18 protein-coding genes are annotated in these 19582 nt (G+C 33.7%); 9 read left to right on the top strand and 9 right to left on the bottom strand.

The features are described from left to right. The first annotated feature begins 78 nt into the window (after window positions 1–78). The 8 genes from FHK87_RS02860 (at window position 79) to FHK87_RS02825 (ending at window position 8606) form a co-directional block, all read left to right on the top strand. Window positions 79–1893 (top strand): acyl-CoA dehydrogenase, encoded by a 1815-nt coding sequence (locus tag FHK87_RS02860; protein WP_140589533.1) that lies wholly within the window; start codon window positions 79–81, stop codon window positions 1891–1893. A gap of 35 nt (window positions 1894–1928) precedes the next feature. Continuing rightward, on the top strand, window positions 1929–2705 hold the full coding sequence (locus FHK87_RS02855; protein WP_140589531.1) for an SDR family NAD(P)-dependent oxidoreductase: 777 nt from the start codon (window positions 1929–1931) through the stop codon (window positions 2703–2705). Window positions 2706–2791: 86 nt separating this feature from the next. Beyond that, the gene (locus FHK87_RS02850) at window positions 2792–4009 is read left to right on the top strand and encodes an acyl-CoA dehydrogenase family protein (RefSeq protein WP_140589528.1); all 1218 of its coding nucleotides are present in this window, start codon (window positions 2792–2794) and stop codon (window positions 4007–4009) included. A gap of 27 nt (window positions 4010–4036) precedes the next feature. After that, the gene (locus FHK87_RS02845) at window positions 4037–5089 is read left to right on the top strand and encodes a phosphotransferase family protein (protein ID WP_140589526.1); all 1053 of its coding nucleotides are present in this window, start codon (window positions 4037–4039) and stop codon (window positions 5087–5089) included. A gap of 52 nt (window positions 5090–5141) precedes the next feature. Then, window positions 5142–5777, top strand: coding sequence for a transglutaminase-like domain-containing protein (locus FHK87_RS02840; RefSeq protein WP_140589524.1), 636 nt, complete (start codon window positions 5142–5144; stop codon window positions 5775–5777). Window positions 5778–5813: 36 nt separating this feature from the next. Further along, window positions 5814–6569 carry an SDR family NAD(P)-dependent oxidoreductase gene (locus FHK87_RS02835; protein WP_140589522.1) on the top strand — a complete coding sequence of 252 codons (756 nt, stop codon included), beginning with the start codon at window positions 5814–5816 and terminating at the stop codon, window positions 6567–6569. A gap of 39 nt (window positions 6570–6608) precedes the next feature. Beyond that, entirely contained in the window at window positions 6609–7616 is a 1008-nt protein-coding gene (locus FHK87_RS02830; protein ID WP_140589520.1) for an NADP-dependent oxidoreductase, read from the top strand. A gap of 12 nt (window positions 7617–7628) precedes the next feature. Beyond that, entirely contained in the window at window positions 7629–8606 is a 978-nt protein-coding gene (locus FHK87_RS02825) for an NADPH:quinone oxidoreductase family protein (protein WP_140589517.1), read from the top strand. 15 nt (window positions 8607–8621) lie between these two features. Here FHK87_RS02825 and FHK87_RS02820 read toward each other — a convergent pair whose 3' ends face one another. The 5 genes from FHK87_RS02820 to hutH form a co-directional block, all read right to left on the bottom strand. Continuing rightward, window positions 8622–9107 carry a hypothetical protein gene (locus FHK87_RS02820; RefSeq protein WP_140589515.1) on the bottom strand — a complete coding sequence of 162 codons (486 nt, stop codon included), beginning with the start codon at window positions 9105–9107 and terminating at the stop codon, window positions 8622–8624. A 630-nt stretch (window positions 9108–9737) separates the two neighbouring features. Beyond that, window positions 9738–10688 carry a formimidoylglutamase gene (hutG, locus tag FHK87_RS02815; RefSeq protein ID WP_140589512.1) on the bottom strand — a complete coding sequence of 317 codons (951 nt, stop codon included), beginning with the start codon at window positions 10686–10688 and terminating at the stop codon, window positions 9738–9740. Then, window positions 10681–12696: a urocanate hydratase gene (locus tag FHK87_RS02810; RefSeq protein WP_140589510.1), complete on the bottom strand. Its 2016-nt coding sequence runs from the start codon at window positions 12694–12696 to the stop codon at window positions 10681–10683. The genes hutG and FHK87_RS02810 overlap by 8 nt, the downstream gene beginning before the upstream one ends. Then, entirely contained in the window at window positions 12693–13946 is a 1254-nt protein-coding gene (gene hutI, locus FHK87_RS02805; RefSeq protein ID WP_140589508.1) for an imidazolonepropionase, read from the bottom strand. The genes FHK87_RS02810 and hutI overlap by 4 nt, the downstream gene beginning before the upstream one ends. Before the next feature lie 20 nt (window positions 13947–13966). Further along, window positions 13967–15547, bottom strand: coding sequence for a histidine ammonia-lyase (gene hutH, locus FHK87_RS02800; protein WP_140589506.1), 1581 nt, complete (start codon window positions 15545–15547; stop codon window positions 13967–13969). A 105-nt stretch (window positions 15548–15652) separates the two neighbouring features. On the opposite strand from hutH, the gene FHK87_RS02795 reads away from it, so the two are divergent. Further along, a complete protein-coding gene (locus FHK87_RS02795) occupies window positions 15653–16531 on the top strand; it encodes a LysR family transcriptional regulator (RefSeq protein ID WP_140589504.1) in 879 nt (292 codons plus the stop codon). A 59-nt stretch (window positions 16532–16590) separates the two neighbouring features. On the opposite strand, the gene FHK87_RS02790 is transcribed toward FHK87_RS02795, so the two are convergent. From FHK87_RS02790 to FHK87_RS02775, 4 genes are all read right to left on the bottom strand, one after another. After that, complete coding sequence (locus FHK87_RS02790) at window positions 16591–16959, bottom strand: SnoaL-like domain-containing protein (RefSeq protein WP_140589502.1); 369 nt, start codon at window positions 16957–16959, stop codon at window positions 16591–16593. Window positions 16960–17052: 93 nt separating this feature from the next. Further along, window positions 17053–18360 (bottom strand): cryptochrome/photolyase family protein, encoded by a 1308-nt coding sequence (locus tag FHK87_RS02785; RefSeq protein ID WP_140589500.1) that lies wholly within the window; start codon window positions 18358–18360, stop codon window positions 17053–17055. A 3-nt stretch (window positions 18361–18363) separates the two neighbouring features. Beyond that, the gene (locus FHK87_RS02780) at window positions 18364–19062 is read right to left on the bottom strand and encodes an SDR family NAD(P)-dependent oxidoreductase (protein ID WP_140589498.1); all 699 of its coding nucleotides are present in this window, start codon (window positions 19060–19062) and stop codon (window positions 18364–18366) included. 10 nt (window positions 19063–19072) lie between these two features. After that, a complete protein-coding gene (locus tag FHK87_RS02775) occupies window positions 19073–19567 on the bottom strand; it encodes an SRPBCC family protein (RefSeq protein WP_140589496.1) in 495 nt (164 codons plus the stop codon). Between the last annotated feature and the right edge of the window lie 15 nt (window positions 19568–19582).

Here is a 19582-nt window from a genome sequence, read left to right as displayed (position 1 = left end):
GTTTAATGAGAAATCATCAAATATTCACGAAATTTATTACGTAATCTTTATATGTAATAAACTCTAAAACTTCACACAATGGCAGAATATGTTGATGTAGATACACTTAAATACCTTTTATACGATGTTCATGGATTAAAAGATGTGATACAACAAGATCGTTTTAAAGACCATGATGAAGAATCAATAAATATGTTTTTAGATTCTGTAAAAGAATTTAGTGATAGAGAGCTGTTTCCTTATTTTAAAGAAATGGACGAGTATCCGGCATATCATAAAGATGGAGAAGTCATTACTCATGATCAAGTCGGTATAATGATGCGTAAAGGAGGGGAGATGGGCTTGATCTCTGCTACATTTGATTATGAACAAGGAGGCTTGCAATTGCCTATGATGGCATATAGCGCTGCTTTTTTTATTCAAGAAGCAGCAAATAATAATTTACCTGGATACATTGGTTTAACAATGGGAGCAGCAGAATTAATTGTACATTTTGCAAATAAAAAACTCAATGATATTTATGTGCCCAATATGTTATCCGGACAGTGGGGAGGTACCATGTGTTTGACAGAGCCACAAGCGGGGAGCTCACTTTCTGATGTGATTACCAAAGCCATACCTATAGAAGAAGGGTATTATAAAATTTCTGGTCAAAAAATATTTATATCTGGTGGAGATCACCAACATGTAGAAAATGTAGTGCATCTAGTATTAGCCCGTATAGAAGGAGCTCCTAAAGGTACAAAAGGGATTTCACTATTTATAGTCCCCAAAAAGAGACTGGATGAAAAAGGACAGTTAATGCCTAATGATGTAACTACGGTAGCAGATTTTCAAAAAATGGGTCAACGAGGATACTGTACTACACATTTAGGATTTGGCGATCAAGACGATTGTTATGGTTGGCTTGTTGGAGAAGAAAATCAAGGGTTAAACTATATGTTTATGATGATGAATGGTGCTCGTATAGCTGTAGGGAGAGGAGCAGCTGCAATTACCACGGCTGCGTATCAAGCCTCTTTGCAATATGCAAAAGAACGACCACAAGGGAGAAAACTAACCAAAACAGGTAAAAAAGAAGTTGAACAAGATCAAACATTGATTATACATCATCCGGATGTACGTAGAATGCTATTGTTACAAAAAGCAGTTGCAGAAGGTTCCTTAAGCCTAGTACTTTTGGCTTCAAAATATTATGATCTTAAAGAAACCCTTCAAAGTAAAGAAGAGAAAGAAAAATATGCACTGTTATTAGAATTGATAATCCCCATGGTAAAAACATATCCTTCAGAAATGGGTGTGCAATCTATCTCAAATGGTCTACAAGTATTAGGAGGATATGGATTTTGTTCAGATTACATACTTCAACAATATTATAGAGACATTCGTATTTACCCTATTTATGAAGGAACTACAGGGATACAATCTCAAGATTTATTGGGTAGAAAACTAATCATGAAAAATGGAAAGGCTTTAGAATTACTTACCAAAGAAATGATACAGACGATAGATCAAGCTTCAAAATTTGAAAGTTTAAAACATTATGCGCTCAAACTTGGTCAAAAATTAGAATTAGCGCAAAAAGTAATTCATCACTTATTAAGTTTTGCTCAAAAAGGAGATTATGAACGATTTTTATCTGATGCTACACCTTTTATGGAGTTTTTGAGCACGATAACAATTTCTTGGATTTGGTTAGATATCGCTTGTGATGCCAAAAATGCATTGTTAACAAACCAAAAGAAATATTCTGAAGACTTCTATGAAAGTAAAATTCATACCATGAAATTTTATTATAAATATGAACTGCCAAAGACTAACGGACTCGCAGAAATACTCATGAATGAAGAAGTTTTGACGATCACAGAAGATGAAACAATCTTCAATTCATAATCTATTTCATTAAAACACATATTCTAATTATAACAATGAATCAAATACAATCATCTTTTGATCTCAAAGATAGAACAGCTATTATAACCGGATCAAGCAAAGGAATAGGAAAATCAATAGCTAAAGGACTGGCAGAACAAGGAGCAAACGTAGTAATAAGCAGTAGAAACCAAGACAGTGTAGATGCAGTTGTAAGTGAGTTTAAGAAAGAAGGATTAACAGCAATTGGCATTGCATGTCATATTGGAAACGCAGAGGAGCGTAAAAATTTGGTAGACAAAACGATTAATCACTTTGGCGGGATAGATATTTTGGTCAATAATGCTGCGATTAACCCTGTATACGGACCTATTGAAAATGCAGAAGAAACCGTTTTTGATAAAATCATGGATATTAATGTAAAAGCACCCTGGATGTTATCTAATTTGGTATTGCCTTCTATGAAAGATAGAAAAGGAGGAAGTATTATTAATATAGCTTCTGTAGAAGCATTGCATCCCGGAGCCGGATTAGGCTTATATAGTACTAGTAAAGCAGCGTTGGTGATGCTAACAAAAAATCAGGCAAAAGAATGGGGGCAATATGGTATAAGAGCTAATGTAGTGTGTCCGGGTTTAATTAAAACAAAATTTAGTGCTGCTTTATGGCAAAACCCAAAACTATTACAAAAATTAGAGAATACGTTACCAACATCCAGAATGGGAATGCCGGATGAAATGGCTGGTATTGCATGTTTACTTGCTTCTGATGCTGGCGCATATATCACAGGTAGTGTTTACAACGCAGACGGAGGCTATATGATTGCAGGATAATCAGACGAGATTAAAAACTGTCAAAAGATATCATGATACGACAAGACCATTTTTTATGAACTAATGACTTTCAATAGATAGAAATAATGAATTTTGAATATTCAGAAAAAGTAATTGCGCTTCAAGAGCAACTCAATATATTTTTTGAAAAGAACATATTGCCAATAGAAGAAGAAGTGAATCGATTCAATTATGATCCTCAACATCGTTGGCAACGTTGGCCCGGGATGAGTGATTTAAAAGAAAAAGCTAAAAAAAAAGGCTTGTGGAACCTCTTTTTACCAAAAAGTTATGGGTCGATAAGTCCAGGGTTAACAAACCTTGAATATGCTCCTCTAGCAGAAATTATGGGTAGAACACTATGGGCTTCAGAGGTGTTTAATTGTAATGCTCCCGATACCGGTAATATGGAAGTATTGGCAAAATATGGTTCTGATGAGCAAAAAAAACAATGGTTAACCCCTTTATTAGAGGGAGACATTCGATCAGCTTTTTTGATGACAGAGCCACAAGTAGCTTCTTCTGATGCAACAAATATAGAAACATCGATAGTCAAAAAAGGCGATAACTATGTAATCAACGGTAGAAAATGGTGGTCATCGGGAGGTATGGACCCTCATTGCAAAATTGCCATAATAATGGGCAAAACAAATCCTGATGCAGCTAGACATCAACAGCAAAGCATGATATTAGTTCCTATGGATACTCCAGGAGTAAAAATAATAAGGCCTTTGTCTGTTTTTGGTTTTTTTGATTCTCCCGAAGGACACGCAGAAATTGTGTTGGATAATGTAGAGGTTCCAAAAGAAAATTTAATACTAGGAGAAGGTAGGGGATTTGAGATTGCACAAGGTCGATTAGGACCAGGTCGTATTCATCATTGTATGCGTTTAATTGGTATGGCACAGCGATCATTAGAATTGATGGCGCGACGAGCCTCAGAACGTGTAGCTTTTGGAAAGTCTTTTAAAGATTTTAGTAGTATTCGACAAGAAATAGCACTATCACAATGTGAAATACAACAAGCAAGGTTATTAACCCTTTCTGCAGCAGACAAAATGGATAAACAAGGTAATAAAGTGGCAAAAGATGTGATTGCTATGATAAAGATTGTAGCTCCAAATATGGCATTAAAAGTTATTGATAGGGCTATTCAGATTTTTGGAGGAAAAGGTGTAGGTTCTGATATACCACTGGCTCATTTTTTTGCAGCTGCAAGAATACTCAGGTTAGCAGATGGCCCTGATGAGGTACATATGTATCAATTAGGAAAAAGCATTATCAATAAGTATTCTCAGCAATAAATAAGATATATAATTAATTAGAACATTATGCAAACCGTTAGAAAAGGTGAAGAATTAAGGGAAGAGGCTTTAAAAAAATTCTTATTTGATAAAGGATTAATTACTGATTCCAAAAGCGAATGGCAAGTCACACAATTTACACATGGATATTCTAACCTTACCTACCTTTTGCAGCTCGAAAATAAAGAATATGTGTTACGGCGCCCTCCTTTTGGAGCAATAAAGCGTGGGCACGATATGAGCAGAGAATTTAATGTACAATCAAAGATTTACAATTCTTTTTCTCAAGTGCCAAAAATGTATACGTTTACAGAAGATGATACAATACTAGGTTGTCCATTTTACATCATGGAAAAAGTAGACGGGATTATTCTCACAATACAAGAAGCAAAACAAAGAAACCTTAATGAAAATGATTTTAAAACCATAGCAAATACATGGCTAGATACTTTTGTGACCTTACACGCCATAGATTACCGTGAAGCAGGACTAGAAAATTTGGGAAAACCAGAGGGTTATGTGCAACGTCAGGTAGTAAATTGGAGCAAACAATATCTCAAAGCCGCTACAGAAGATATTCCTGCGTCAAAAAAAGTAATGAAATGGATGGAAGAGAACCAACCTGTAACATATAACCATAGTTTGATTCATAATGATTTTAAATATGATAATATCGTTTTTAAAGACAATACATGGCAAGAAGTAACGGCAGTATTAGATTGGGAAATGGCAACTTTAGGAGATCCTTTAATGGATTTGGGGACATCTTTAGGATACTGGACAATGAGTACAGATCATGCTTTTGTACAACAAGGGATTCCATCACCAACAAGTTTTAAAGGAAACCCGAGTAGGAGTGAGATCGTAGAATTATATACCCGGAAGAGTGGAAGAGAAATACAAAATTTGATTTTCTATTACGCCTTTGGCTTGTTTAAGATAGCAGTTATTGCACAGCAAATCTACTATCGTTATCATAAAGGACTCACAACCGATCCTAGATTTTCAAAACTGAATAAAGCAGCAGAGTTACTTTGTAATTTAGCCTACCAAGCCATACAAACAAAAAAAATCGATTAATAAGAAATAATATCACTTTTTGATAGCCAAAGGAATACAAGATACTAGAGATATGAAATATTTAGAAGAAACTTATTATTTTGATTACAATACTGAAAGTATTCAAAATATAATAAAAGACTTAAAAGAAAGCACACTAACCCAAAAAGAAAAGGCTAAGCAATTGTACTTAAAAATCAGGGATCTGTGGAGATATGATCCATATCTTATTCATTTGACCAAAGAAGGCTATAAAGCAAGTGTAATTGCAGAGAAAAATAGTGGGCACTGTATAGACAAATCTATTTTATTAATAGCTTGTTTAAGAGGATTAGGAATTCCGGCAAGAATACATCTAGCTAAAGTAAAAAATCATATTGGTGTAGAACGATTAATCGAAAAATTCGGAACAAATGAGCTGACCCCTCACGGTATGGTTAATATCTTTTTAAATGATAAATGGCTTAAAGCTTCTCCGGCATTCAATAAAGAATTGTGTGAGAAATGTAATGTAGAGCCTTTAGAATTTGATGGAGAACAAGATTCTATGTTTCAGGAATTTAATAAAGAAGGAAGTGTTTTTATGGAATATCTCGAGGATTATGGTCATTTTGATGATGTTCCACTTGGATTTATTTTTAATAATATGAAAGAACATTATCCTGAAATTGTAGAAAAATACAGTGGTTTTACAGAGATTAAATTATAAATAAGTTCTTATATAATTTTATAAAAATAATATACTATGCAAGTCAAAGATAAAGTAGTAATTGTTACAGGTGCAGGATCAGGTATAGGAGCAGCAATAGCAAAACATTTTGCAAAACATAACGCTAAGGTTATAGTTTCTGATTATAATGCAGAAAAAGCACGAAATACTATTAATGAAATTAAAGCCAATCAGGGAGAGGCTACATTAATTCTTGCAGATGTCACTAAATATGAAGATATAGAAAATTTAATTTCTAAAACAGTTTCTGTGTATGGGCGCTTAGATATCATGGTCAATAATGCAGGGGTTGGTCCTAAAAATGTGGTTCGAACAGCAGATTACACCCTTGAAGATTGGCATAATGTTATTGCTGTAAATCAAACTGGAGTTTTTTATGGAATGCAATTAGCTCTTAAGCAAATGCTTTTACAAGGAGAAGGTAATATTGTAAACATAGCTTCTCTCGCCGGTTTAAAAGCGTCAAGAAATAATATTTCATATAGTGCGAGTAAATTTGCTGTGGTGGGTATGACTAAATCTGCAGCATTAGAATATGCGACCAAAAATATTAGAGTCAATGCAATTTGTCCCGGTTATACAGAGTCACCTTTACTAGATAAATTACTTGCAACACACTCTGAGATGGATCAACGCCTTAAAAGTGTAATACCGATGAAAAGATATGGTTATCCTGATGAAATTGCAGAGGCAGTAGTTTGGATAGCGTCAGATACTACTAAATTTATAACAGGCCAAACCATCACATTAGATGGAGGCACTTCTCTTTAAAAAACGTAAATACAAAAATCAATTTAAAATATACACACAATGAATAAGCAACTTATTTTAAAGAAACGTCCAGAGGGGCTTCCTGAGGAAGATACGTGGGAGTTACAAAATAACCCTATACCCGAACCAAAAGAAGGAGAAGTATTAATTCAACAACATTATGTTTCTCTAGACCCTGCAATGCGTGGGTGGATCAATGAAACAAAATCTTATATAGAACCTGTACAATTAGGAGATGTCATGAGGGCAGGATCAATAGGAAAAGTAATTAAATCTAATCATCACCCTATATACAAAGAAGGGGATATTGTTGCCGGTTGGGGAGGAGTACAACAGTACGTAACTACAGGTGCCAGTGATTGGAGAGTGGTCGATCCAAATTTGGCACCCTTACCGTTATATATAAGTACATTAGGAATGCCGGGGATGACAGCATATTTTGGTATTCTAGATGCTGGAAAAATAAAAGAAGGTGATACGGTGCTTATTTCTGGTGCTGCAGGTGCTGTAGGTAGTGTTGTAGGACAGATTGCAAAAATTAAAGGCTGTAAAGTAATAGGAATTGCCGGAGGAGAAAAGAAATGTAAATACATTGTAGAAGAACTAGGGTTTGATAGTGCGATCGATTACAAATCAGAAAATTTAAAAGAAGCTTTACAGCGTGAGTGTCCTAAAGGGATAGACGTTTATTTTGATAATGTAGGAGGAGAAATGTTGGATGAAGCTTTAGCTAGAATTAGATTAAATGCTCGTATTGTAATTTGTGGTGCGATTTCTCAATACAATAATAAAAAAGCTATAAAAGGTCCTTCAAATTATCTCTCATTATTATTGAATCGTGCAACCATGCAAGGAATTCTAGTGATGGATTATGCAAAAGATTATGGAAAAGCAGCTAAAGAAATGGGAGGATGGATCGCAACAGGTCAATTAAAAAGTAAAGAAGATATCTATGAAGGGATCGAAAACTTTCATGAAACATTCTTACGATTATTTTCTGGAGAGAAAATGGGCAAATTAGTATTAAAAGTAATAGAAGAATCCTAAAAAGTTCTTGTCATGAAAGCCATACATTGCAAACAATTTGGACCACCATCAAGTTTAACTCTGGAAGAAGTAAGTAGCCCAAAACCCGGTAAAGGAGAAGTAGTCATTACGGTTAAAGCTTGTGGGGTTAATTTTCCAGATACTTTGATTATTCAAGGACTATATCAATTGAAACCAGAGTTGCCATTTACTCCGGGAAGCGATATTGCAGGTATCATCAAAGAAGTAGGAGAGGGAGTTACTCACTTACATCCGGGAGATGAGGTCTTTGGATTTGTAATGTATGGCGGTTATGCAGAAGAAGTCGTTGTTTCTGCCAAAGCCTGTATAAAAAAGCCTAAAGCTATGGACTTTACTGTAGCAGCCTCTCTTATGATTGCTTATGGAACATCCTATCATGCCTTAAAAAATAGAGCAAAGCTACAAAAAGGTGAAACTGTACTAGTTTTGGGGGCTTCAGGAGGAGTAGGTCTTGCTGCGGTAGAATTAGCAAAATTAATGGGAGCCAAAGTTATTGCAGCGGCATCTTCAAATGAAAAATTAAGTCTTTGTAGACAATATGGAGCGGATGAGGTGATTAATTATACTTCACAAGATCTTAAATCTACAGTAAAAGAACTTACTTTGGGTAAAGGAGTTGATGTTATTTATGATCCTGTAGGAGGAAAATATACAGAAATGGCACTTCGAAGTATAGCATGGCAAGGAAGATATCTTATTGTTGGATTTGCAGCAGGAAATATCCCTAAAATACCAATGAATATCCCGTTATTAAAAGGTTGTGCGATTATTGGAGTTTTTTGGGGAAATTTTGCTTCGATATCTCCTAAAGAAAATTTACAAAACATAAATGAACTACTTCATTGGTACGAAGAAGGTAAACTAACACCTCATATACACAAAATATATGAATTACATCAAGTGCCGATAGCTCTTGAAGAAGTGATGAACAGAAATGTAAAAGGTAAAATTGTGATAAAATGCTCTTAGGTTATTATAAAAAAATCAATCAACTTTAGTAAGCATTTCTTCTAACTCTAAATTGTAATCATACTGTAAATCTTCATGTAAAAGAGTAATTTTCTTTTTAATAGAAATCAATTCTCTATTATATATATTCGTCAAAACCTTACTTTTTTTGATATCAGGTTTTAGCAATGTCATTTGTTTACAAAAAAACAAAAGCAATTCTACTTCTGTTTCTTTATTTGTAGAATACCTGATATACTTTTTAATTAATCGTAAAATCTTTCTGACACTCTTTTTTATATAATAATATGAAGTAGTATTGACAGCGCTAAAGTTTTGTTCTACTTCGAGTTTTATGGTATTGATATAATTTTCTTCGTTTTCTGAGTCAAATAATAAATAGGTAAGTAATTCTTTATTTTCTTTTTTAAATTTTGATAACCTGAGACATAATGTAATAAGTTCTTGATGAGATTTGTCTTCTAGTTCTTCTTTTAATTCTTTTACAGTTGCTGTTTTCATATCTGTATACTATTCGCTGCTAATTTTCAATACAAAAATATCATCTTATCTTATTATCACACTACTTACTAACAAATAGTACAGATTTGATATTCCTTTCCTTTTCAAATCATTAATTCTTCATATTATATTAACAATTAAATTAAGTATAAACTGATAAAATATAATTTATTATGTGATTTTTTGTGTATTTTATCGTATTTATAAGTATTTCATAAAGTTATTAACAAATACTAAACAAATATTTGTAAAATTGTTAATAAATTACTATATTAGCTACATATTAATTCTAAATCACACAATCATGGATTATCTATACTCAACTTTCGGATTGAATTTTAAAAGTGTTTTTAATTTTTTGAGAGAACTTCCAGAAGCCTCAAGCTATGCGATTCGTAAGTAACAAAAATGAAGATGCTTTCTTTTTTAAATTTGTAATGCTCCACTTTACAAGAATATTTAAGCATTTTTAAATACCTAAAGTTTTATTTTGCCCAATAAAAAACCCTTCAATTGATATGAAGGGTATTTTTTTATCATGGATTAATGTTTGCTTTAAAGCATTTCCTAATTCATATTTTAGAAAGATATTACAAACCTATTTTTTAATTCTTTTTATGAATTCTAGATTCAAGAAGTAATTTTTTCTATGATTGAATAGATTAATCGAGCTGCCAATCGAGCTGTTACATTATCAATATCATATATAGGGTTTAATTCTACTAGATCAAGACTAATTAATTTATTAGAATTACATATAAATTCTAATGTTTCTAGTACGATATCCAAAGAAAAACCTAATGGAGAAGGGGCACTAACACCAGGTGCATAAGCAGAAGAAAAACCATCGAGATCGATTGTAAGATAAATATGGTCTACAGATGAGATAAATTGATCAAGTGTAGAAAAAACAATGTCTCTATTTTCAATATTAAATTGAGTATTCTCAAGATAAGTTACCTTTAAATCTTTAGCGGTTTCAAATAATATTTTATTGTTTGATGCTTTTTGGATCCCTAAACAACAATAATAAAATGAGTCATTTTCTTTGGCAATTTGATAGAATGGCGTTCCTGAATTTCCTTTTCCTGTCAATTGTCTTAGATCAAAATGGGCATCTAGATTAATGATACCAATAGTTTTGTCTGTATATTGTTTTGATAACCCATTGTAATGCGCATAAGCAAGGTCATGGCCTCCACCTAGCACAATCGGAAAATATGTGTTTTCTATAAGATAAGAAATATATTCTGATGTTTCTAGTTGTGTTTTTTCTAAATGATCATCATGACAGACAATATTTCCTACATCAACTATTTGTGTAGTACTGTTAAAATGATTAGACAGAGGAGCTAACATTTTTCGGATGTTTTCAGGACCTTTTTTTGCCCCAATTCTTCCATTATTTCTTTTCACTCCTGTATCACATGCATATCCTAATATTGCAAACGAATTTTTTACTTTTTTGGGTAAAATTTCATTTTTAAGATCGATACAATTAATTTTTTCGTGCAAATAGAGTTGTTGTTCAGAAGAACGTCCTGACCAAATATCTTTATCAGGTTTTTGATAATTATTCATTTTGATCAAAGATTTTATTCAGTAAAGAATTTTCAACAAAATTAGGAAGTGTTACTTTGAGATTTGGGGTTCTCTCCATTTCTCTTTTTATGGCAAATATAGCTTCTTTGTTTCTTGCCCAACTTCTTCTGGAAATACCGTTATTTACATCGTAAAAAAGCATTTGTTCTAATTGCTCATCTGCTTTTTGAGAACCATCTAATAGTAATCCAAATCCTCCATTGATCACTTCACCCCATCCAACGCCTCCACCATTGTGGATAGATACCCATGTCGCTCCTCTAAAACTGTCACCAATTACGTTATGAATCGCCATATCGGCAGTATATTTGCTCCCGTCGTAGATATTACTGGTTTCGCGATAAGGAGAATCTGTCCCGCTTACATCATGATGATCTCTTCCTAATACAACTGGAGCAGTTATTTTTTTATTTTTGATTGCTTCATTAAAAGCCTTCGCAATTTTTATTCTACCTTCTGCATCAGCATATAGAATTCTTGCTTTTGAACCAACAACAAGTTTGTTTTGTTTGGCTTCTTCAATCCAAGTGATATTATCTTGCATTTGCTGTTGAATTTCTTCTGGAGCGTCTTTTTTTATTGTCTTTAATACCTCAGACGCGATTTGATCAGTGATATCTAAATCTTCTTCTTTGCCAGAAGTACAAACCCATCTAAATGGACCAAAACCGTAGTCAAAGCACATAGGTCCGAGGATATCTTGTACGTATGACGGATATATAAAATCAATACCATTTTCTGTAAAAATATCAGCACCTGCTCTAGATGATTCTAATAAAAAAGCATTACCATAATCAAAAAAATAAGTGCCTTTATCTGTGTGTTTTCGAATCGCGCTTGCATGTCTTCGTAGTGATTCTTTAACTATTTTTTTAAATGACTTTGGGTTGTCACTGATCATTTTGTTGGCTTCTTCATAGGATAATCCCACCGGATAATATCCACCTGACCATGGATTATGCAAAGATGTTTGATCAGAACCTAGTTGGATAAAAATATTTTCGATGTCGAATCGTTCCCATACTTCTACAACATTGCCTTGATAGGCAATCGAAACTGTTTCTTTTTGGGCGACTGCTTTTTGTATACGAATCACTAGATCATCAAGATTATTGATAATTTCGTCTATCCATCCTTGTTCGTATCTTTTTTGTGCAGCTTTTGGGTTTACTTCTGCACAAATAGTAATACATCCAGCAATATTACCTGCCTTGGGTTGTGCACCGCTCATGCCTCCTAATCCAGAGGTTAGGAATATTTTACCTTTTGGAGTATCCTTTGAGGATAAGGTTTTTCTAAAAGCATTCATCACTGTAATTGTAGTGCCATGTACTATGCCTTGTGGACCAATATACATATAACTACCTGCAGTCATTTGACCATATTGTGTTACCCCAAGAGCATTATATTTTTCCCAATCATCCGGCTTTGAATAATTTGGAATCATCATGCCATTTGTAACAATAACTCTAGGTGCATCTTTTGAAGATGGAAATAATCCCATAGGATGACCAGAATACATATGCAAAGTTTGTTTTTCGGTCATTGTCGCTAGGTATTGCATTGTCAACACATATTGCGCCCAATTTTGAAATACTGCGCCATTACCACCATAAGTTATTAATTCGTAAGGGTGTTGCGCTATTGCATGATCGAGATTGTTTTGAATCATGAGCATAATTGCAGCAGTTTTTTGGTTTTTTGCAGGATAATCTGATATTGGTCTTGCATACATCTTATATGTTGGCATAAATCGATACATATAGATTCTTCCATAAGTTTCTAATTCTTCTAAAAACTCGTCGGCTAGTTCTTTGTGCCACTCTTCAGGAAAATATCGTAGTGCATTCTGTAATGCTAATTTTTTTTCTGCTACCGATAATATTTGCTTTCTTTTTGGAGCTCTACTGATATTTTTGTCCAAAATAGGTTTTGAAGGCAGTTGATCTGGTATTCCTGCTATTATTTGTTCTTTAAAAGTCCTCATGATCCTTGTTGGTGTATTTTTTGTCCGTTTTTCCAAACTTGAGCTGGTCGTAATTGTCCTTGTTGATATAATATTTCATTCCAATCTGCAGTTTCAAATAAATTGAAATCAGCTAACATACCTACTTCTAATATTCCTCTATCATCTAGGTGTAATGCAGATGCTGCTCTGTGTGTTATTCCTGCTAATACTTCGGCATTACTCAACTTTTGAAACGTACCAAGAATACAAGCCTGTGTTAATAAATCTCCCATTGGAGCAGAACCGGGATTCCAATCGCTGGCTATGGCTAAAGCCCCATTGTTGTCCAGAATTTTTCGTGCGGGTGTAAAATCACATCCTAATCCTATAGAAGCTCCGGGTAATGCAATCGCAATTACATTACTATTTGCTAATATTTTGATTTCTTCTTCGGTACTGGCCTCGAGATGATCTGCACTTATAGCATCCATTTTTACCGCAACTTCGCTTCCTCCTGTACTGAATTGATCTGCATGCACAGTAATATCAAATCCTATAGCTTTTGCTTTTTCAAAATATGGATAGATATCCTGGGGAGTAAAGGCTCCTTTTTCTATAAAAGCGTCAATTCTATTAGATAATTGTTCGGCTTTCAGAATCGGAAATAATGAATCACTAATATATTCTAAATATGCTTTATGATTACCGTCAAAATCTTTAGGAAGCATGTGTCCTGCAAGACAGGTCGCAACAAGATCAGAAACAGTTTCAGTATTAGCTTCTTTTATTGCATATAACATTTTTAATTCTTCTTCGATTGAAAGGCCATATCCACTTTTTACTTCTATGGTTGTTATTCCTCTTTTTGCATGCAAAGAGGCTCTTTTTATTATTCCTTTGCGAAGCTCATCTTTTGTAGCTTCTCTGGTTTTTGTTACCGTGTCCCAAATACCGCCACCAGCTTCGGCAATCTCCAGATACGATTTTCCAGAATTTCTCATGGCATAATCTTGCGCTCTCGAACCTGCAAAACAGATATGAGTATGAGCATCTATAAATCCAGGTACACAAACATAATTTTTATCAAGAATGATTTGTTTTGTATCTGAAGTTGTAAAGCTTTGTTTTAGTTTTGAAAAATCATCAATAGCCTTAATACGATGATTTTGTATGACAATTCCGGCATTTTGTATACTCAAAAGATCATCATCTTTTATTGCTCCTTTCAGAGGAGTATTTTTCATAGAAACTAACTGCGAAAAAGGCCCTATTAATGTGTATGTTTCCATATATCAATGTTGTGAATGTTTTAGAAAAGTTCAAATTCTTCAGAGAATTTTGTGTCTAGTGATAATTGTTGTTGTTGAGAGATTTGATATGCGATGTCAGTGATAACACCTTGTTTTATCATTTTGATTCCTTTTTCTATATCATCTGCAAATACTCTGTCTTTTTCTGCAAATGGTACGATAGTCCTCAGTTTTTTATGAATTTCATCAAGAATGATTCCTGATTTTAATGGTCTTCGATATTCAAATGCTTGTGCTGCGGTTAATAATTCTATTGCTAATATCTTTTCGAGATTTTCTACAACTTTTAATGCCTTTCGGCCTCCTATAGATCCCATGCTCACATGATCTTCTTGTCCTAGAGAGGTTGGGATGCTATCGGCACTAGACGGGAAACACAATCCTTTATTTTCGCTAGCCAATGCAGCGGTTGTATATTGCAAGATCATATACCCAGAGTTAATCCCGGTATCTTCCATAAGTAATTTTGGTACCCCAGGAGCATTGCCTTCTAATGCCAGATAAATTCTGCGATCAGAAATGTTGCCAATTTCAGAAGCTGCCAGACATACATAATCTATAGCCATTGCCAAAGGTTGCCCATGAAAGCTACCTCCACTAATCGTAAGTTCCTCATCTATAATAATAGGATTATCGGTTACAGAATTCAATTCTACTTCTAATAATTCTTTTAAGTGCAGCCAGGCATTTCTAGATGCGCCATGTACTTGAGGAATACAACGAAGTGAATAAGGATCTTGTACACGATCGCAATCGATATGATCTTCCATAATTTCAGAACCTTTGAGTAATGACTTAACTCTAGAAGCAACATGAATATTTCCCTTGTATGGTCTTAAGTTATGTAATTCTTTGTAAAAGGGTTTAATAGAACCTTGAAGTCCTTCTATCATCATTGCTCCGATAATATCTGCATGAGAAAGACAGTTGTGTAGTTTTGAGACCACTTGTATAGCATGAGCCGCAATAAATTGAGTACCATTTATTAAAGCCAGTCCTTCTTTGGGTTTTAAATTAACGGCTTGTAAACTAGTAATTGTAAATAATTCTGATGTAGAAATGACTTTTCCTTGGTATTCTACTTTTCCTAAACCAATTAACGGTAAGAACAGGTGAGATAGGGGAGCAAGGTCTCCCGAGGCTCCTACAGAACCTTGCGAAGGAACAATGGGAATAGCATCATTTTCGATATGCCATAAAATTCTCTCTAAGGTTTGTTCTGAAATACCTGAATACCCTTTGGATAACGATTGAACTTTGAGAATCATCATAATTTTGGCAATTTCGGTATCAATAGGATCACCCACGCCTACACTATGACTTTGCAATATGTTGCTTTGAAGAATCTCTGTTTCTTCTTTTGATATTTTTGTTGTACAAAGAGGACCAAACCCTGTATTAATACCATACACTGGTTCTCCTTTTTCTACAATATTCTCTACAACCTGTTGACTCTTTTTAATTTTTTCTCTGGTAAGTTCAGAGAGTGTGCCTAGGATCTTTCCTTGAGCTATCTTTATCGCTATTCCTGCTGTTAAATAGTCTTCTCCGTAATAAAAATAATGTGTTTTCTCTGGCATTGCCCTTTTTTTAAAATACGATATACTTGAAATGATCTTGATTTCACTAATTTAATATGTATTTTTGATAATTAGAAATACTAATTATATCATCATTCAATAACTGTGGGTTATCAATTAGAGCTTAGACATTTTACTTATTTTTTGGCTGTAGCAGAAGAATTACACTTTAGAAAAGCAGCAGATCGATTGTTTATTTCTCAACCGGGATTAAGTAGGCAGATCAAACAAATGGAAGAAATTATTGGAGCGGATTTATTTGTTCGAAATAATCGTTCTGTATCATTAACAGCAGCAGGACATTATCTTAAGAAGGAGTTGGCTTTTATTTTTAACCATATTGATTTTACCATTAAGCATACAAGATTGATCAATGAAGGTAGTAATGGAGAAATACGAGTTGGTTTTTTGGGATCTGCAATACAAACTGTTATTCCTGAAATTTTGATAAATGTGAATTCAACGTATCCAAATATAAAGTTTAGTCTAGAAGAAATGTCTAATTATGATCAGGTAGAGGCGATAGAAAAAGATCAGCTTGACCTTGGATTTGTAAGATTATCGAGAGTTCCTAAAGGAATACAAATGAAAGTTATACATACTGATACATTCTCTTTGGTATTGCCTGATAATCATTTACTCACTAAAGATACTTTTACTTCTATAAAACAAGTAGAAAACGAACACTTTATTCTATTCTCGTCAAATTATAGTTCATTGTATTATGACAAAATCGTAAGTATTTGTGAAGATAAAGGCTTTACACCAAAAGTTTCGCATAAATCGGTTCATGCTCAAACCATCTACAAACTTGTAGAAAGTGGATTAGGAGTCGCTATTGTGCCTACATCTTTGCAACATGGCTTTAATTTGGGAGTAAAGTTTCTAGAAATCCCAAAAATTCCTCAAAGAGCAGTGTTGTCTGTAATTTGGAAAGAAGATAATAGAAACCCTGCATTGCATCGTATTATGCAATTTTTGTAATATATATAGGGGTGATATTATTACAATATCACCTCTCTTTAAAATAATAATTTTGTTTTTTATTGAGGAGGCATGCTATAGAAAAATTGCTCTTCTTTTATTTTTCCATTATCTACTTTATAGACACAAAGTTCTTCTACTTGCATACGTCCTTGACCTTTAAAAGTACAATCCATTTTCATAGATAGTGTGAAATGGTTTTCGGCTATTATTGGGTCAGATATTTCACTACCATGAAACTCTTCTACGGTAGTAAACCATTCTTGATTTTTTTTGATTACACTATCCTTTCCAGATACCATTTCGTTTAGATACCCTGATATTTCTTTGCTTACAACGTCTTGATCATACAATTCGTTTATAGCTTGTAGATTTTCTCCTAATCTGCAAAGTTCGACTAAACGGTTTGCTACTTGTTTTGTGTCCATAATGTGAAGTTTAAAATTTTTTACGTAAAAGAAAGTCTTTGAAATTACAAAAAAACTTCAATGTATGTACTTACAAATTGTAATTATTGTGAATTACCCTAAAGCTTCTTTATAAACCGTTAAACATCGTTCACGAGCCATTTTATGATCAACCATGGGTTTAGGATACGTAAATTCATTAAGGTCTTCGACCCAAGTATTAATGTATGCAAGTTGTTTATCAAATTTGGTAATCTGTGTAGTTGGATTGAATATTCTAAAATATGGTGCAGCATCTACTCCAGAACCCGATGCCCATTGCCAATTACCTACATTGGCAGACATATCATAATCCAAAAGTTTTTCTGCAAAATAAGCTTCTCCCCATCTCCAATCGATCAAAAGGTGTTTACACAAAAAACTTGCAACTAGCATTCGTACTCGATTATGCATATATCCTGTTTGGTTGAGCTGTCTCATACCTGCATCTACAAGAGGGTATCCTGTTTCTCCTTTTTTCCATTTTTCAAAATCATCCTCATTGTTTCGCCATTGAATCCTATCATATTTAGATTTGAAAGCACTATTGCGCGTATGTGGGAAATGCCATAAGATTTGCATAAAAAATTCACGCCAGATTAGCTCTGACCAAAACACTTCATTTTCTTCTGCAATTGCTTTTTTTACAATAGTTCTTATGCCAACAGTACCAAAACGTAAATGAGGTCCTATTCTTGAAGTTCCCTGATCTTTGGAAGGAAAGTTTCTAGTTGCCTCGTAATTTTGAATGAGACCTTTGGAGACGTTATAATCAGGGATTTGTATAGAAGAAACTTGAAATCCCATTTCTTCTAAAGTAACATTAGAAAGTTCTCCTTGTTTAACTAGATTTTTAAGAAGAGACCTAGAATCGAAAATTTTTAGTTTTGACGCCTCAAAAGTTTCTTTCCATTTGTTTTTGTAAGGAGTATATACGACATAGGGATCGCCATTTGCTTTTATGATTTCATCTTTTTCAAATATGACTTGATCTTTGTATGTAATAAATTTTACATTATTGGTTTTGAGTATTTCATTTATCCTTTGATCACGTTCTTTTGCGTATGGTTCATAATCATGATTAGTATATACGGCTTCAACATTATAATCTGATAAAATTTTTATAAAAATATGTTCCGGATTACCATAATAAGTTGCTAATGAACTTTTATACTCTTTTAAAAGCTCATGATTCATTTTTTGAAGTGTATGATACAAAAATGTTACTCTAGCATCGTTTTTTGGAAGTTTATCTAAGATGTTTTTGTCAAAAATGAATATCGGTAAAACAGGTCTTTTACTTTGTAAAGCTTTGAATAGACCTATGTTGTCATCTAATCTTAGATCTCGTCTGAACCAGAAAATAGAGATTTTCTCTGTCATATTTTAATTCACGTTTAAAGTAGACATTCCACCATCAACCCCTATCACTTGTCCAGTAATCCAACTGCTATCATCACTGAGCAAAAACTTAGCAATATTTGCAATATCTTCGGCTTGCCCTACACGTTTCATAGGGTGTCGATTGTTCATCAACTCTTTCTTTTTGTCATTTCCTAATAACCTTTTGGCTAATGGGGTATCAGTTAATGAAGGAGCAATGACATTTACTCTAAACTGTGGTGCATACTCTGCCGCCAATGCTTTTGCAAATCCTTCTATAGCTCCTTTTGCAGCAGCAATACTAGTATGGAATGGCATACCAACTTTGACTGCAACAGTACTAAAAAACACAAGGCTTGCTTGATCTGAGTTTTTGAGTTTTGGGAGTAAATCGTGTATTATCTTTACTAAGAACATAAAATTGATTTGCATGTCTTCTTCAAAAGCCTTTGGAGTAAGCATTTTGAATGGTTTTAAATTGATACTACCAGGGCAATACACAAATCCATCTATTTGATCGGGCAGGGCAGCGGTATCAATTTCGTCTTTAGAAGCATCGTATGATATATGGGTTACTTCTAAATTCCCTAAATTTTCTGACGTTCTTGAAGCGATATAAATATTATGTTCTTGATATAATTTTAAGGCAATTTCAAATCCAATGCCATGACTACCTCCAATTAATAAGATATTTTTTTTCATTATTTTATTTTTAAATGAATTCGATTTGGTTTTTATGTTCTTTTGTAAATGTCCCAAAGAGTTCGATTAGCTTTTGCTCACGATATGCAAAAATCTCTTTTAACTTTGGTTTTACCAAAAAGGGGTGTACTAATTGCCCTAATATTCCAAAAGGGACTTTATAGTCAATGATATCTTCCATTTCTACTCCTCCAGGAATTTCTTTAATAAAATGTTTGTGATGCCATAAAGCATAGGGGCCAAACCTCTGCTCATCAACAAAATATTCTTTGTCTTGGGTATGAGTGATTTCGGTAACCCATTTTGTTTTGATTCCTGCAATTGGTGTTACTATATATTGAATGATTTGTCCTGAATACATTTTGCGATCTGCTCCAGAAATAATCTGAAAACCCATATAATCTGGAGTAATTGTTTTTAAGTTTTTTGGATCGGATAAGAAATTCCAAGCCTCATCTAGTGAGATCGGTAAGTTTTGTTTAGCCTTAAGGGTATAAATCTTCATACTTTACTTAGTTTA

It is taken from the genome of Aquimarina algicola (assembly GCF_006443095.1).
GTDB classification, from domain to species: domain Bacteria; phylum Bacteroidota; class Bacteroidia; order Flavobacteriales; family Flavobacteriaceae; genus Aquimarina; species Aquimarina algicola.
The sequence above is the reverse complement of the archived record's forward strand: the minus strand, read 5'-3'. Positions and strand labels throughout refer to the sequence as shown.